Raw genomic sequence first — 17142 nt, forward strand, 5'->3', positions numbered from 1 at the left:
ATGCCTTTGCGCAGTTGTTGATTTTGTCCGGATTGAGGAAGGCCAGACATCTGGTTGAGAAGGAGTACGAAAGAATGGGCCTCGTCATCAACGTCGAAGACAGCAAGATTCTTCGAGAACCCATCGACCGCGCGCATCGGGAGGGCTACGAGGCTGGCGAAGCGCACGGTGAATCGAAGGGCATGGCGTTCGTCTTGGCAACGCTCYTCAAGCGTCGGTTCAAGGGGGGCATGCCGGGCGGCCTTGTCGAGCATTTGTCGGACCTTCAACCCGCGGTCCTTGCCGAGATGGTTGATCGGCTGCCTGGAGCCAAGAGCGTCGAAGAAGTCCTTGGAAGCCACATGCCTTCTCGGACGCACGGCTACGGCAACTAAGAGTTAGACCGGAGCCTTCTCCCAGATCAAATCCGGCGGYCTGTTGCCCTGCCAGTAGCCGCAGAGGAACCGCGAGGTCGGCCGAGACAGCGCGGTGCGCAGGACGCTGAACGTCTGGATTCGGTTGCCRTGGCGCCGCGTGTCCTCGCGCCATGCGATCTCGGCGACGTACCAGTCGAAATATCGCAGCGAGAAGCGGTGGTGGATGCCGACATAGGCGCGCTGCACGCGAGAGAAGAACGATTCCACCTGGTTGGTGTTCGTGCCGTTCTCGGTCTGATAGCCCTTGGAGTGGTTCACTCGCTTCAGCTTGTTGAGGCCTGCCAGGTCGTTGTAGCTGCCATGCTCGTCGGCGATCACGGTAGCGTCGCGGGAGACGTGGTCTCGGACCGCTGCCCACGCCGCATCGCCGTCTTCGTCGCGGATGACGCGCGTGAAGGTCCGGCCTCCGAGGCCGCGTTCCCTGAGCGCCAAGGCGCACAGCCGCTTCATGTTCTGGAACTTCTTCAGGCGGCGGTCGACGCGGTCCTCAGCTCTGTTCTCTGGCCGGATATGGCCGCCGGCGTATTTGCCGTCGATCTCTACCTCGCCCTCGAGCACCATGTCGTCCCTGCGCGCGGCGATGGCCTCGCGCAGCTTCATGAGCATCACCCAGGCGGTCTTGTACTGCACGCCGATCTCGCGCGAGAGCTGGAGGGCGGCCTTGCCCTTGACCGAGTTCACCGAGAACCAGATTGCGACGACCATCTTCTTGAAGCTGAGTTTGCGGGCATGGAACACCGTGCCTGACGTAACGGTGAATACGGCCTTGCAGGCTTTGTCGGAACATTTGAAACGCCCGCGGTTCATCGTATGGCAGCGCAGCGTGCCGCACTTCGGACAGTACGGTTCTCCGTCGGTCTCGGGCCAGCGCATCTTCCTGAACCAGCCAAGGGCGGTCTCCTCGCGAACCTTCGCGAGGTCCATGACGGTGAGCGTCCGGCATTCCGGCGACAGCAGGAAATGCTGCCCTTTGGGTTGTTGTCTGGACTTCGCCACCGCTCAGTCCCTCCTTGGCTTGGACGGCGACTGAGCCGCGTATTTCCAAGCCTCCGGACGGGATCCGGACGCGCACGACCGCGGCAGCGGGCTGCGCGGATAAGAAAGCGATAGTGGGCGGATTGCTCATGTTCAGGCTCCAGATCGGCGGGCATGCAACGGTCGCGGCGGCCGATTGGCCACCGTCGTCACAGCCGTATGAGTGCCGTCCTKAACATGGGCGGGCTCGTACCTGGAATGCACGGCGGAGTCGATCGGAAGGAGGCCGGATGGTTAATCCGAAGTATGAGCCAATTTGTGCAAGGCTCCCTTGCACAAATTGGTCAGCGATAATTTGGCAGCGAAAACAGCGTTTAAGGTATCGTTGGTGGTCTTTGCTACCTAATRCCGGGTTTTCGTTTCCCTCAGCGAGGTTAGATCCACTTCGGGAATTCGTCRCAAACTGGAACGCGCCGGAGCGCGAGTTCAGTTCGTCGCAGATTGACGCAGTGCGGTTGGAATTATGGACTAAGGCCCGGGACTACTTGGTCGAGATCAATCGGAGCACATTTCCTGCCAACGGACCAGGTTGGATCGCGGTGCCGTCGGAGTGGGAGGACAAGTTCCCGGATAGGTTCAAGCGCGTTGTCAAAGAGCTGCACGGCATGGCCGGCGAAATCGTCGAGATTCATGGTCGTTTGGTCCGAACCGCAAAGGCAGTTCTTTTGACGACGAACTGATGTCTATGCCGTTCCGAGCGCTGGCGTGGCGGCCCTAAACTTGCCATTGGTTCGGTTCTGCCAACCGCGAGAGGCTGGGCAGGACGGATACGCGTTGTCAGCGGCTGCGCTTTATCTCATTACCGACCTGATCGCTCCAGTAATGTCCGGAGGGARCATCGTTTACAATACAACGCTTGAAGGTCACCCAGAAAGGCCCGTCAAGTAAGCGATATTAAGCGGGGGAAATAGATGCCATCGTTGAAGACAAATTTCGTCAAAAGGATTGATCGGCTTCCCAAGCCGACCAACGCAGCTGACGCTATGCAACCACTCTTYGAAGCGGTCAGCAACTCGATCCACAGCACCCAGGATCGATTCAAGGACAACGTCGCAACCCAAGGGAAAATCATTGTCACGCTCACCATGGCGAGCAGACAGGCTCCCTCAAAGATCGTGGTCGAAGACAATGGTGTGGGGCTCGACGGCAGGAACTATGACGCGTTCACCACCACCGACACCGACAACAAGATTGCGCGTCGTGCAATAGCGCGTATCGCGAGACCCGCCGCGATCCCGCGAGAGATCTCTTCGCGCTCCRCCAGCCCGAGCGCCGAGGCTGCTCTACGCCTTGCTGAGGGAGCAATGCCGCCGTGTAAGGATACGATCCGCTGAACGCCGGTCTTGTTCCGGCGGTCCAGTGCCCGCGAGATCGACGAAATGCTCTGACCTTGCTTCCATCGCTCCCGAAGCTCGGCCTTCTGCGCTGACGTAAACCAGATCCGTGACGTCACCATGCAACACCTCCTCATCCTCTCAGATTAAGAGTGTTGCAGTGACCGGTTGAACCCACCGGCGCAAAGCTGCCGCCGAGTCGGATCCGCGTGCGCCTCGATCCATTGTCTGGCGGGTTGTCCAGACTAGACATTGTGGCTGATCAAACGGGTCGACGATCGCAGCACGCTAGCATCCTCAGGGATGCTCACTCCGCTTCCGTAGCCCAAACGAGACGCAAAACACCTGTTGGCAGGCCATGGCGATCTTGAAGGCCTTCTCGATTCCTACGGGCTTCTCACTGTCAACGGAGGGCACACCCATGGCACATGAGTTCGAAATCTATAAGGACAAAGGTGGCGAGTTTCGCGTTCGCTTCAAGTACAACAGCGAGGTGATATTCTCGACCGAGGGCTACGCAAGCAAATCCAGCGCTCAGAACGCCATCGACTCGATCAAGAAAAATGGCCCCAGTGCGCCGGTCGAAGACAATAGCTGATCGCCTTCGAGGCCATACGACGCTGCGACAATTCCGAAGCTGAGCATATTGGCTTCGAAACGAGCTTCGGATCGGGACTAGCAGTTGTTGCGCTAGGGTAAGTGCGGCCTCAACTCCTAAGGGAATCCTCGGCAAAATAGACCTCACTAGACCTCTGCTACATTTAGGAGCATTCTCTCCGCTGGGGAGTGGGGTGTGGATAGGTCTCGTTACGACAATCGTTCTGATGGYTGGCGCAAGCGCACTGGCGCAAAACACTCCCGTGCACTGCGGTGGGCGAGTGTGCCCCGACGGTTGATCTTCGTGACCGCCGCTGCAGTAGGCGCCTTCGCCGCTGAGATGGTCATGGTGCATAGTGACCGGTTGCTCGACCTGACCCCTTCGAACTGGATCGAGCCAAGGCCCGCCCCCATGATCGGCGTGGCGTCCGTCATTGACGGTGACACAATCGAGATCCACGGCCAGCGCATTCGGTTCAACGGGATCGACGCGCCAGAGAGCAAGCAATATTGCGACGACGCCAAGGGCTTCGAGTACCCATGCGGTCAGCGATCCGCCGAAGCGCTGGATAGTTTCCTGGCCGCCTCGCGGCCGGTGCAGTGCACTTTCGTGACTTGGGATCGCTATCACCGCTTCGTCGGCGACTGCTGGCGCGCCGACGGCGCGAGCGTGGCTACGTGGATGGTAGAGCATGGCCAGGCGCTCGATTGGCCGCACTACAGCAACGGCGCCTACGCGCCGCAGCAGGCCAACGCCAAGGCGGCGAGGCTTGGTCTATGGGTTGGCAAGTTCGAAGCGCCTTGGGACTGGCGCGCATCGCATGGCGACGGGGCTGCGCCGTCGAGCCAGCCGTTCGGCATCATCAGTCGCAAGCTGGTCGCGCAAAGCGGCGGCCTTTCGTGCGAGCCCCGGCGGTACTGCTCGCAAATCAGTTCCTGCGCAGACGCCCAATGGTACCTGCACAACTGTGYGTGGGGCCGCAAGCTGGATAGGGATGGTGACGGGGTAGCGTGCGAGACGCTTTGCTAGGGAGGGGTTCATGGATGACAAGTTTTACAACCGCGTCGGCGGCGATCGTATTTCTTCGCGGCAGATCGATGAGTTGATTGGGTTAGCGCGCGGCCTCGCTGCAGACGGAAGTATCAACAAGGCGGAAGTCGAGTTCCTTCAAAAATGGCTGGCCGCGAACGTCGAGATTAGCGATCAGCCGATCGTCCGGACCTTGTACCGACGGGTCAATGAAATCCTTGCGGACGGCGTGCTCGATGCCGATGAGCACACCGAACTTCTCGATACGTTGAACAGCTTCTCGAACCGAGATTTCGAACTCGGGGAAGTGTTGAAGCCGACCACCCTGCCCCTTTGCTATCCGCCTCCGCATTTGACCTTTGAAGGTCGGTCGTACTGTTTCACCGGGACGTTCAATTATGGCCAGCGAAAATACTGCGAGCAGGCCATAGCGGATCGTGGCGGCCGCGCCGGCAGTTTGACGCAAAAGACCGACGTGCTCGTGATCGGTGCGTACGCCACGGAGTCTTGGAAGCACTCATCGTTTGGCGACAAGATTTTCAAAGCGACCGCCTGGCGCGACGAGGGGTTGCCAATCTCGATTGTCGCCGAGAGCCATTGGGTCGGTTTTCTCTGACTTCGTCCGTTCGTTTGGCAGCGTCTCATACCATCAGCACCCTGTTCGACCGAGGTGGAACGATGCGGCACAATGCGTTTAGCGATCAGATCCGCCTGTCTCGGCGATTTGCAGGTCGCTTCCTTACGAGCGTGATCGCGCTCGCAGTTGCAACGGCAGCAGGATGCAGCTCCATAGACTACCAGAAGCTTACCACCGGTGAGATATCCGGCAGCTTGTTCGTGATGTGGGTCGGTGAKGGCAACAATTCCGGTGACGGGAGTTTCCTGTTCGTGCCCGACCCTCATGATCCCTTGATCTTCCATCGGGCAGATCCGGCAGCACCAGGAAGCACGATCAAGCCAGGCCTCATGTACACGGACGGYGGCTCAATCCCGAAGATCGCGCAGGTCTTCAAAGGGCTGTCACCTTGGGGCTATGCCCCAGCCTACATGATCCACGACTGGATCTTCATTGCGCATCACTGCATCATTGACGGGAGCACGGAGAAGAGGTTCGATCAAGTTCGCGGGATTGGCTTCGACGACTCCGCTGCGATCCTCGGTGAGGCAATCAAGGCGTTGATCGCGACGCGTCAAGTCGCGCCGAACGATGTCGCACCCACTGCCATCACGGCGGCGGTGGGAAGCGCGGTTGCCAAGAATCTTTGGGACGAGAAGGGAGCCTGCAAGTCGCTGCAGGTGAGTGCAAAAGACATTGCTTCCGCAGAGGCAGCGATACCGGGCTCCACATCCAAAGCTCAGAACCTGAGGACCTTCCAAATACCAGAAGCCGTCACACCTTCGATCCGAGCAGTGAAGCCAGCGAAGATCATCGCTCGTCTGACCCTCTGACCTGAGCGTCGAGCCAACGCATGGCGGCCGGCGTGCGGCGACTGACCGCCAAAACAGCCGTCATGGGCGATCGTCGCGGACCTAGCGCGAATGGTGGCCCGTATCGGACGAATCCGATTTCAGCAGACGTCATAAACCAATTGAACGTCCCAAAGGAGGCGCGAAGCGGTTATTGGCGATGCCACTTGTTTCGAGCACACGCCGGCAACGACCCCGTTTGAATTACCCGAGCTCGTGGATGGCCACGTTGGGGACAACCGACTTCGCTATCTCGCAAAGGTGTTGATGATGCGTCAGGTAAATGACCTGACCCACCTTGGCCATCTCGCCGAACAATCGGAAAACTTCCTCCGACCGGAGATGGTCGAAGGTCTCCATGATGTCGTCGGCGATGAAGGGAACAGATGGCCTGAGCTTGGCAAACTCGAAATATCCGGCGAGCCGTAGAGCCAGGTAGAGCTGGAATCGCGCGCCTTTCGACAAAGCGTCAGCGACCTTTGACTGGCCATCATTCTGGGTCGCGATGAGGACCTCGCCGCCCTTTATCGGCTGGGTCGTTAAGCCTGTGTACCGGCCGCGCGTTATCAGTGCGAAAGCCTCGGAGGCCTCGCTCATCATTCCGGAGCGGTGACGTTCGCGGTAGACCCGGAGCGCGCTTGCCGCCGACATCACCCCAAGTTTCAATTCGATGTAACGAGCAGCCTTCTCCTCGATTTCGAGAAGAACTGTGYGGCGCTCCGCATCGATCCGGGCAACTTGGCTGTCGCCGCCAATCRCGTCGAGCTTGTCGGTCGCTCGAGTACGCYGGACGAGTTGCTGTTGTATGGCTTCATCGAGGTCAGCGAGGCGTCGCTCGATTTCGGCCTTTTCAATTGCCAGCCCATCGAGATCGACGCTCTCCAGCAATGAGCGCGCCTGGGCGAAGTCCTCGAGGGCGAGCTCGCTCGTCAGTCGTTCTTCAAGCTCGGCCACAGCGCTCTGCAGACCATCTCGCTCGCGAAGCCGTTCATCCCGCTCTGCGACTTCGGGAAGAGTTTCCACCCTGAAAGCGTCGAGCACTTGCTGCTTGGTCGTCTCGTGTGCCGCGATCTCGGCGTTCAACGCCTCCTGAGCGTCTTGTAACTTCTGAATATCAACCAGGAGATTCGCCCTCGCCTCACGGGCGCGCTCGGCTTGCTCCAGACGCTTGGTCAGCCTGACGCTCGCCTGTTCCGGCGCGTCCTCGCTTGAGGGATCCCCGGCCTGCGCACCAAGCCGGGCCACCTCTTCAGCAAATCCAGTCCTGTCCGCTTCCATCTTGCCTATGCGCATACGCATTCCCTCGCGATCCTGCAGGGCCTTTGAGAGCTCCGACAACTGATCGAGCACGCTTCCAAGCCCGGTTCCGGCRACGCCGTCTTCGAGCCAGGTGCCCTTCAGCGTTTCATTGACGTCAGCCTGCCATGCAGTGTCTCGCCGTTCGGCAATTTCAACAGCGAGTCGCCTGGCAGCCAGCTCCTCTTCCTTCGCGGCGACGCTCCTCAGTGCTTCCGCGCGTTCCGCGTCGACCTTCGCCTGCCTGTCGAGAAAGCGCTCGGCCGCGACCACCATGGTCTCCATGGCCTCACCGGCTTCCGGCTGAATTCCAACGCTTCGAAGAGCCGAGGCCAATCCGAGGTGGATCCGCTCTCCTTCGGCCGTCGCGCGTCCAATCCTTGCGCGCGCGAGCAGGATGTCGTCCAAAGCGCCAAGCGCGTCAGCGTGTGCGGACAGCCGCTCCTCCAGAAGTCCGATCAAGAGGTCGAGCGACTGCTCCTGGCAGTCCTCAAGCAAGGTGCCGGCCATTCGCTTGATTTCAATTGACGCAATTTCCGCGCGCTTGGCCACACCCGCGAGTTGGCAGCTTACGCGCTCTATTGTCGCTTCGGTCTCGGCCGCCTTCTGCCTGATTGCGCGCAAATCCGCGAGCTCGCCCGCATGGGCCAATCGAGCCGCTCCGACATGATCGTCCCTGGCCAGTGCTGCTGCAAACACGTCTGCGGTTTCGACCTTGAGGTCCGCCCGGTGATTTCGCCAGGCCTCGTCCCTCTCGCGTCGTATGGCTGCGGCTGTGTCATCGTCGGCGATCTCGGCCGAGGCGCGGACAGCAGCCAGCCGCAACGAAGTAGATGTTCGACTTTGTTCATGCTCAACCAGACGCTCGGAAAAGACTGCCTTGTCCCTTTGAAGATCCGCGGCCAGTGTTTTCCAGGCAGCCATCTGCATCGGCGGCGGAACTGGCATTTTCGAAAGTGCCTCCGCATCCCCCGACCAAGGCCGAAGGCGCCGCATTGCATCGGCCAGCCCTGTTTGCCGCTCGTCCTCGAACGCCACCGCCTCTGCGATTTCGCGTTTATGACCGCTGGCCTTGGCTTCCGACACGGCTGCCATCAGTCTGGCTCTTGCGGGCTCGGGCACCGCCCTCTCCTCGCCAACGCGGCCTCGGGCCGCATTGAGCCCGTCGAGCGCGGCAGCGGCCTCATCGCGGGCCATCCGCAGGCTCGTCGTGATGCCGGAGCGTTGTTCGGCCATGGTGYGAAGCGTGCCGACCACAACGGCCGGCAGGATGAGCCGGGACGGATCCTGTTCGGCTGACCTGCCAAGCGCGCCGAGACAGCTAGCCACGGTCTGGTCGAGCAGCTGGACCTCCATCTTACGGGTCGGCAAGTCCATGCCCGCGGATAGATAGCGCGCCTTGCGGTCGGYAAGTGCTCGCACCTGCTCCGAGATCGTCAGCACGGCCTCGTCGATAGCGATTGCTTCGATCTTTGCCTTTGTACGATCGATCTCATCGGCATTGGCGTGCAGACGGGTTCTTAAGCGTGCGTCCTGGCCGATCAAGTCCGGTACGCTACCACTCCAGGTCTTGGCAGGAGACAGCATGTCCGGCAGTTCAGCCAGCCTGCTTGCCTTGCGTTTTATTTCGGCCAGAAGTGGCGCGGCGCGTGCATATCGCTCGATCGTGGCGAGCCGCGCCGACAACGCCGCGCGTTCAGCCAGGCTGCGGTCATACTTTTCGTGGGCCTCCGCCCGTTCCGCCTCAAGCGCTTCGAATGTCGAGGCCAGCGTGTCGATCGCCTCCTTGCGTGACTTGAGTTCCGCAAACCGTTTCTTCAGCAGCGCGATTTCGGTCGTCTGGGCCTGTTTGCGGTGGAGCCCGTCGGCCTCCGCCTCAAGCGCCGCCAGGACATCGCTGGCGTGGCCGAGTCCGGCGCTGGCGGTGAAAAGGAGCTTGCCGAGATCGCCGCGCGATTCAAGGATCGCCTTGCCGCCCGCTTCCAGCGTCTCGTCATCGAGCGAGAACATGCTGCTGTAAGCTTCGCGCGAGAGTCCGGCGAGCTGCGCCGAAATGGCAATTTCGCTCAGCGGCCTGCCTTCGGCATCATGCAGCGAATTGCTGCGGCTTTTGGTGCGGGAAACGGCAAGCGCCTGCCCCTCGAATTCGAGCAGCCCGCCGATGCGCATCGAGCTATAGTCGTGCTGGAAATTATACCGACTACGCTCCTCGATGCCGAAGAGCAGATCAAGGTAGGCCGAAAGCGCCGTCGACTTGCCGGCCTCGTTCAGCCCGAAAACGATATGCAGATCGGGCCCTGAAACAGGCTTCTCCCCGAAATCGATCGCCTTATCGGTAAACTTGCCGTAGCGGGTCAGWTCGAGGCGCCGCAATCTCATCGCGTCGCACCTGACTTGAGCCTCGCCGTGACCAGGTCGACGCCTCCGGCAAGCACATCGTCGAGAAACCGTTCCAGCCCCGCTTCATCCTTGCCRGCGAAACCCCTCGCATCGGGGGGCAGGTCCGCGATCGTCTTTAACACGAATTCCCGCGCTTCGGATCGAAATGCTTCTGACCCCGCATTGGCGCGCATGGACTCTGCGAGCTCCAAGGTGGGATCGGCAACGTTGCCCGAATCTCTGAGAACGGGCGCCGAAAGATCAAGATCCAGCCTCTCCACCCAGGTGTCGCCCACCTGCTCAGCCGCCTGCTCGGCTTCCGCGACAGCCAGKTCTCGGTCGCGCATCAGCGACCATGAAAGGGCGGAGGTGCCRACCAAACCGAGGCGGGCAACAAGGTAGCGCGATCTGGCCTCCTTTCGGGCTTGTTCCAGGCCTGCCCGGATGCGGATGACAGCCTCGCTCCATTCGGCTGTCCCCGTCAGATCGACACCCACACGCTCGAATTGCGCGACACTGGTGAGCCTCTCCTCGATCTTGACGGAGCGATCGTTGCGAACGGTGACCAGCGTGACCGATTTCTCGCCCGCCTCATTGATGTCCCTCCCTTGAGGAATCCCTGGCATCACGAGCGTGCTCGCGCCGGAATAGACCTGACGAACGTGGATATGGCCAAGCGCCCAATAGTCAAAGCCGTGGCCGTGAAGGTCGGCGACGCTGCAAGGTGCATAAACGTCATGGCCCGGGGAACCAGCCAGGCTTGTATGCATGATGCCGATGTTGGCAGCTCCCTCCTGGGGGCGAGCATATTTGGGCAGCAGGCTTTCGGGCGCCTTGGGGCTGGCGAAGCTCAACCCATGGAAAGCAACATCTATCCCGGAGCCAGGCTGCACCACAGATTGGCAGCGGCCGCCAAAGATCGTCACCGTGTCTGGCAAGACGAGCTGCTTGGTAATGCGCGACATGGCGTCGTGATTGCCGCGGATCWTGTAGACCCTGACGCCGGCTTGATGAAGGCGCGTCATTTGGTAGGCCAAAAAGCGTGCCGTTTTCATCGAGGTTTGGTCGCCGTCATAAAGATCGCCGGCGATCACAAGCGCATCGACCTGCTCCGTTAGGCACAAATCCACGACGGCGATGAACGCCTGACGGCTGGCATCTCCGACCAGCTCGGCAAGCTCCGGATTGCRCAGCGCAAGGGAGCGCAGTGGCGAGTCGAGATGGATGTCGGCCGTATGAACAAATCGAAATGCCATTCGAAGGACTCTCCGGGCCTGAACGAAAAGCTCAGGCAAAATGCTGGCCCTAAGTCAATCTAGCTAGCCGGGCCGTGATGGCGCACGGTGAAGACAGCTTGGGTCTCGGTATCAAAGTCCGGCAGCGTTCCGCAACAGTCCTGGTGAGTGAGGTCGCGAAATTAGGGTCCGACCGCCCTTTCTGACGGTGCATTCGCTTCCCTCCCCTTTTTCTTGGCCGACCCAACTATCGCGTGGATAAACAACGCGATTGTATTCGCGTGACCGGCAAGACCCTTTTATATCCTGAAAAAATTGCTAGTCTGCATGTGGGGGCTGGGGTCAAATGCAATCTGTTGATAGTTCAGAGTTAGTAACAAATGGTGATGCGGTAGCCGAACCCTCGTCGGCCCCGAGCATAATCGCCGACGTCGCATCCAGCTTCACTTATGCATCCTATCAGAACGCAATTCCGGTAATCCGGTCTATCCGACTGGATAACGACACCGCCGGCAGCCTAGAGAGTTGCCGCCTGGAACTCACCTCATCGCCGTCGTTTCTGAGACCGAAGACCTGGGCAGTTGACCGTCTCGTTCCTGGCGATAGGCTTCAACTGAGCGACCGCAAGGTCGAGCTCGATTCCGCATATCTTGCTGGCTTGAACGAGGCCGAGCGCGGCGAAATCACCTTGCGCCTTTCTGCGGCTGGCGAGGTCCTGGACGAACGACGCGTGACGGTCCGGCTGCTCGCGCGCGACGAGTGGGGCGGCGTCGCCGACATGGCGCAATTGCTTCCGGCTTTCGTCATGCCCAATGACCCTGGCGTTGCGCCGATCCTGAGAGCGGCAGCCGATCGCCTTGCCGCRCATGGGCATCCCAGTGGCCTTGACGGGTATCAGTCGCAAAACCCGCAGCGAGCATACATGTTGGCTGCAGCCGTTTATTCTGCGATCACTGGCATGGGGTTGCACTATGCCGAACCTCCGGCGAGCTTCGAGAGCCGCGGGCAAAAGATCAGGCGTCCCACGACGACCGCCGAGGAACGCCTAGCGACCTGCTTGGATACTTCACTTTTGTTTGCCGCCACCCTTGAAGCTGCCGRCCTGCACCCGGCCGTGCTGATGTTTGACGGGCATGCAGCTGTCGGCGTCTGGCTGGCTAAGCGAACCTTCGCCAACGCGGTTGAACCAGACCAGATGGAGATCCGCAAGGCRCTTGCGTCCCGCGAATTCATCGCGTTTGAAACCACAGGCGTCACTCACCGGCCCGCGCTCACATTCGAGGCGGCRCAGAATGCGCTCGGTATCCGGCTCGCGGAAGAACAGGCGCATGCATTCGTTGCAGCCATTGACGTGAGGCGATCGCGCAGCGGCGGCATTACGCCCCTCGCCTCGCATGAGCCTATCCGGCGCAATGCCACCGATGAGGAGTCGTCTGCGGCCRTCGCGGCTTTGCCGCTTCCCGCAGCGCCAGCGATTGGCGCAATGCCAGCCGAGGCCGTCGAGATAAAGCCAACCACAGCCGCTGGTCGCATCGATCGCTGGCAGAAAAAGCTGCTCGACCTGACGCTTAGAAACCGCCTTCTCAATTTTCCCGATTCGAAAAAGACGATCCCTTTCTTGTGTACTGACGTCGCCTATCTCGAGGACAGGTTGGCGAATGGCGCCGCGGTACGTCTCATTTCCTTGCCCGAGCAGAACCCTTTGGGGGAGCGAGACGCGGAGCTCTATCGCGATGTCCATGGTCGCGATCTGCAACGCGGGTTCGCGGCTGAAGCGCTGCTYAGGGATGAGCTCGCCTCAACGCTGGACGTCCGTCAACTTGAGGCCAGATTGATCGATCTCTACCGCCAAGTGCGCAATGACTTCGCCGAGGGTGGCGCAAACACGCTGTTYCTAGCCGTGGGTTTCCTTCGCTGGAAGAAGAAGCCCGAAGATGAGCGCAGCTATCGAGCTCCACTGCTTTTGGTGCCGGTCCGGCTTGAGCGGCGCAGCGCGAGCTCGCGCTTCACGATCCGCTTCCATGAAGACGAGCCGCGGTTCAACGCCACCCTTCTCCAGTTCCTCGAGCGGGAGTTCGAACTTCGCCTTCMGCAGTTCGCCGGCGATTTGCCGCTCGACGACAGCGGAATCGATGTGCCGCGCATCCTATCCTCCATGCGACAGGCGGTCCGCGATGTTCCTGGAATGGAGGTCATCGACGAAACCGCCTTGTCGACATTCTCTTTCGCAAAGTTCTTGATGTGGAAGGACCTTGTCGAGCGAACCGATGCACTGCGACAGAACAGGGTCGTTCGCCATCTCATCGACACGCCCGAGCAGGCGTTCGAGAACTCGGGTGGTCAATCAGCCTTTYGTGATGAGGCCGAGYTGGACCGCGCTTACGAACCCTCCGCCATCATAAGCCTCCTTCCCCTCGATTCATCTCAGACCGCCGCCAGCCTAGCGGCAGCCGAGGGGCGCGACTTCGTGATCGTCGGGCCGCCCGGGACGGGAAAAAGCCAGACGATCRCTAACATGATTGCCAACTGTCTGGGCGTAGGCAAGACCGTMCTGTTCGTGGCGGAAARGACGGCCRCACTCGATGTCGTCTACCRCCGGCTGCGGGAGCACGGACTTGGCAACCACTGCATCGAACTGCACTCGAACAAGGCCGATCGGAGACGTTTTCTGGCGCAACTGAAGGCTTCGTGGGAGCACGGAGGTAACGCCGACGCGTTTCAATGGATCGCAGTCAACGAGCGGCTTCGCCTGCGTCGGGATGAATTGAATGCCTATGTCGAGGCGCTTCACAAACGCTATCCAAACGGATGGACGCCCTATCTGGCGTTGGGCATAGCGCTGAAGTCGAACGACCAAGCTGCGCCGGCATTCGCGTGRCAGTCGTCCGATGGGCACGATGCGCAAACTCTTCTTGACCTGGAGGAGTTGGCCGCGCAAATCGGCCTGGTGTTCGCGTCGGTCGAACGTCAGCCAGCGTTGGATCTGATCGATGCGGGAGAGTGGAGCAGCGATTGGCAACTAAGGTTGCTGGCCGCCGCGACGTCCCTGCACTCCGCCATCGGGCAATTGACGGCATCGATAYGGGACTACCAGTCCAGTCTTGGTCTTTCGCCTAGTGAGACGTTCTCGCATACGGAACTCCAGTCGCTAACAGGCTTGGCATTGGTTCTGTCTCAAACTCGCAACCGCGATATCTCGATTGCATACGACCGAGATTTCTCGACCTTCGGGGAAGCGCTTGCCGAGTTGGAACGCGCGATCGGGGGTTATCGCGAGAGCGAGCGCGGCCTCTCCGCCACCTACGACGTCGCGACCGTCCGGCACCTCGATTTGGATGTTCTGGACCGCCAATGGCGTGAGGCGACAGAATCGTTTTGGCCGAGATCGGCCCTCGGCAAGCGCAAGGTTCAGAAACTGCTTCAAAGCCGCATACAGCGTGGTACCGCGGACCCTGGCACGCACCTTCCTCTGCTCCGCCGGATGAGGGAGTTTGTAGCTCAGGTCGACCAAAGCCCGTTGGCGGGCAAGCCGCTACCGATCGAAGGTCTGACAACGGACGTGGCGGCTGTYGCGAGCATACTCGATTCCGCCCGGCGTCTCCGCGCGGCACTTCGCATTCCTGGACGGAGCCAAGACGAGTTTCGGGCCGTCGTTCGCTCCGTCGCACCAAGTCTGCGTGRCACCCTTGAAAACGACCGACTGCGCGAGGCGGGTGACCGGCTGCTGGCAGCCGCCAAGCAGTTCGACGCCGTGCGATCGGAATTCGGCGAGGTTTCGGCTCGGGAGATTTCAGACCCCACGGATGGTCCTAGCCTTGAAGCGCTCAGAGCCAAGCTGATTAAGCTAGCGGACGCTCGAAACCTGCTTCGCGATTGGTCGGAATGGTGCCGGGTGAAAAGGCAGGCGATCCAACGCGACCTGGCACCTCTGGTTGAGCAGATCGAGACGGGAGCGATAGCCGCCGACAAGGCGCGCCCGGCCTTCCGGGTGGGCTACGCAAGATGGTGGCTGCCGAAGGTTCTCGACGGGGACGCGGTATTACGAAATTTCCGCAGGTTCCAGCACGAGAACGCGATTACGGAATTTCGCGAGATCGACGATCTTGTGCGCACACAAGCCACTCAGCGCGTGGTCAGCGCGCTCGCGCATGGGCTTCCTTCTGTACAAAGCGTGTCGCGCAATTCCGAACTTGGGTTGTTGCGGCACCAGATGGAGCTCCAGCGGCCAAGTCAATCTATCCGGGACATGATCGGTAAGATGCCTGAGAGCTTTGCCAAGCTTGCGCCCTGCATGTTGATGTCGCCGCTATCGATTGCCCAGTACCTTCCTCCAAACCAGGCCTTGTTCGATGTGGTGATCTTTGACGAAGCTTCGCAGATCACCACCTGGGATGCAGTGGGCGCGATAGCCAGGGCGCGACAGACCATTATTGTCGGCGATCCCAAGCAGCTGCCGCCGACCAATTTCTTCGGYCGCAACGAGGACGACGAGGAGATTGCCGACTACGAGAAGGACCTGGAAAGCATTCTTGATGAGGCAAGGGCGTCCGGAATTCCGGTGCGCGATCTCAGATGGCACTACCGCAGCCGCAGCGAGTCGCTGATCGCRTTCTCGAACTATCATTACTACCGAAACCGCCTGGTGACGTTCCCCTCGCCGGCGGTCGATGATCGTGCGGTGCGGCTGCACCGGKTGCCTGACGGCATCTACGACCGCGGCAAGAGCCGCACCAACAAGATCGAGGCCATGGCGGTCGTCAGCGAGGCCGTCAGTCGCATGAAGGGCTGGCTGGCGCTGCCGGAGAATGGCCGGCCGACGCTCGGCGTAATCACATTCAACGCRCAACAGCAATCGCTGATCTTGGACCTTTTCGATGCCGCGCGCCGGGATCATCCGGAACTCGAATGGTTCTTTGCYGAAGATCGGGTCGAGCCCGCGATCGTAAAGAACCTCGAAAACGTCCAGGGTGATGAGAGGGATGTTATCCTGTTCTCGATCACGTTCTACAAGGACGGCTCCGGAAAGCCTCCGGCGATGGACTTCGGGGCTCTCAACCGAGATGGCGGCGAGCGGCGCCTCAACGTGGCGGTGACTCGTGCGCGACAGGAACTCATCATCTTCTCCGGCTTTACCGCGGACCAGATTGATCCGTCGCGAAGCAAGGCGATCGCAGTTCAACACCTGAAGACATTCCTCGACTATGCCGAACGCGGCCCGATCGCTTTGCCTGCCCAGGATCTTGGATCTGTCGGCGGTTTCGATTCGCCGTTCGAGGAGGCAGTCGCTGAGCACTTGGAACAGCGGGGATGGATCGTCGTCCCGCAAGTCGGGATTTCCGACTTCCGCATAGACCTGGGCATCCGCGACCCGGATCTTGTAGGAGCGTATCTGGCAGGGGTCGAATGCGATGGAGCGACCTACCACAGGTCAGCGACGGCACGGGACCGCGACAAGGTCCGCGAGCAGGTGCTTAGAGGGCTTGGCTGGACCATCTTTCGTGTGTGGTCGACGGACTGGTGGTTCGACGCGAAGGGCTGTGCTGAGCGCCTCCATACCAGCCTAGAGGGACTGCTTGAGGAGAGTCGGGCGCGTCGTTCGAGCGAACAGACGGAGGAGGTGACACGCTGGGAAATGGGTCAACAGGTCGAGCCGACAAGCGAGCCCATTGACYAGGCGCCGGTCTCAATCGAGGAACCTCTGCCWCTCCCGACTACGTCCGAGGTCGAACTGGTCTCGGYAAATGTTCCCTCAGCTATCGAGCCTTCGGGCTTTGGAACATTTTCAACGATGGGGGGTCAGCCGGTCCAAGGAGATGTCGAGAAGGGACGTTACCGGGTGACCGATCTCACTGCCTTCCGGGTGGACCCCGAGCAATTCTTCGAGTTCAGCTACAGGACCACGCTGCAGGACATGGTCGCGGCGATCGTCGAGACCGAAAGCCCGGTGCGAGCAGACGTTCTCGCCCAGCGCATAGCCCGGGCACATGGGTGGCTCCGCACGGGTGGACGCATCCGCGAGAGGATAGACCTGCATCTGAGGGACTTGGATCGCACGCTGGAGTCGAGCGGCGAATTCATTTGGAAGAAGGGCKGGATTTCGGACTTCTTGGCCTATCGTCAACCCGCCAATGACGAAGGCCGACGTTCGATTGGCGACATACCRCTGGCTGAATTGGCCTCAGTGATAGTCGACAATCCCGGACTCCTCGATATGGCCGATCCTGCACGCGATATGRCCCATCTCATGGGTGTTGAGCGCCTTGCGGCGGTCTCTCGTGCACGATTGGAGGAAGCGATCTTAAAGGCGAGGCGACATCTTACTGGATCCTCATAGACTCGAATCCTACAGAAAC

10 protein-coding genes are annotated in these 17142 nt (G+C 60.4%); 7 read left to right on the forward strand and 3 right to left on the reverse strand.

The window, feature by feature from the left end; genetic code table 11:
- Positions 1–374: hypothetical protein (locus tag LCM4576_RS24730; RefSeq protein WP_206744877.1), on the forward strand; the 374-nt coding region annotated here is incomplete at its 5' end.
- Between the two features lie 3 nt (positions 375–377).
- Here the strand turns inward: LCM4576_RS24730 and LCM4576_RS24735 are convergent.
- Positions 378–1412, reverse strand: coding sequence for an IS1595 family transposase (locus LCM4576_RS24735; RefSeq protein ID WP_131803300.1), 1035 nt, complete (start codon positions 1410–1412; stop codon positions 378–380).
- 950 nt (positions 1413–2362) lie between these two features.
- Between LCM4576_RS24735 and LCM4576_RS24745 the strand changes: the two genes are divergently transcribed.
- The 5 genes from LCM4576_RS24745 to LCM4576_RS24765 all read left to right on the forward strand — a co-directional run bounded on the left by LCM4576_RS24745 (position 2363) and on the right by LCM4576_RS24765 (position 5861).
- Positions 2363–2785 (forward strand): ATP-binding protein, encoded by a 423-nt coding sequence (locus LCM4576_RS24745; protein ID WP_071035127.1) that lies wholly within the window; start codon positions 2363–2365, stop codon positions 2783–2785.
- Between the two features lie 421 nt (positions 2786–3206).
- The gene (locus LCM4576_RS24750) at positions 3207–3383 is read left to right on the forward strand and encodes a YegP family protein (RefSeq protein WP_071035130.1); all 177 of its coding nucleotides are present in this window, start codon (positions 3207–3209) and stop codon (positions 3381–3383) included.
- Between the two features lie 303 nt (positions 3384–3686).
- Positions 3687–4412, forward strand: coding sequence for a thermonuclease family protein (locus LCM4576_RS24755; protein ID WP_244510906.1), 726 nt, complete (start codon positions 3687–3689; stop codon positions 4410–4412).
- Between the two features lie 10 nt (positions 4413–4422).
- Positions 4423–5028 (forward strand): BRCT domain-containing protein, encoded by a 606-nt coding sequence (locus LCM4576_RS24760; protein ID WP_042643610.1) that lies wholly within the window; start codon positions 4423–4425, stop codon positions 5026–5028.
- A gap of 62 nt (positions 5029–5090) precedes the next feature.
- Entirely contained in the window at positions 5091–5861 is a 771-nt protein-coding gene (locus LCM4576_RS24765) for a hypothetical protein (protein WP_071035132.1), read from the forward strand.
- 222 nt (positions 5862–6083) lie between these two features.
- Here LCM4576_RS24765 and LCM4576_RS24770 read toward each other — a convergent pair whose 3' ends face one another.
- Together LCM4576_RS24770 and LCM4576_RS24775 are read right to left on the reverse strand one after the other, a co-directional pair.
- Positions 6084–9554, reverse strand: a complete 3471-nt coding sequence (locus LCM4576_RS24770) for an AAA family ATPase (protein ID WP_071035135.1) — start codon at positions 9552–9554, stop codon at positions 6084–6086.
- A complete protein-coding gene (locus tag LCM4576_RS24775; protein ID WP_071035137.1) occupies positions 9551–10810 on the reverse strand; it encodes a DNA repair exonuclease in 1260 nt (419 codons plus the stop codon). The genes LCM4576_RS24770 and LCM4576_RS24775 overlap by 4 nt, the downstream gene beginning before the upstream one ends.
- Positions 10811–11135: 325 nt before the next feature.
- On the opposite strand from LCM4576_RS24775, the gene LCM4576_RS24780 reads away from it, so the two are divergent.
- Positions 11136–17123 carry a DUF3320 domain-containing protein gene (locus LCM4576_RS24780; RefSeq protein ID WP_071035138.1) on the forward strand — a complete coding sequence of 1996 codons (5988 nt, stop codon included), beginning with the start codon at positions 11136–11138 and terminating at the stop codon, positions 17121–17123.
- Positions 17124–17142: the final 19 nt, after the last annotated feature.

It is taken from the genome of Mesorhizobium sp. LCM 4576 (genome assembly GCF_001854815.1).
GTDB classification, from domain to species: Bacteria; Pseudomonadota; Alphaproteobacteria; order Rhizobiales; family Rhizobiaceae; genus Mesorhizobium; species Mesorhizobium plurifarium.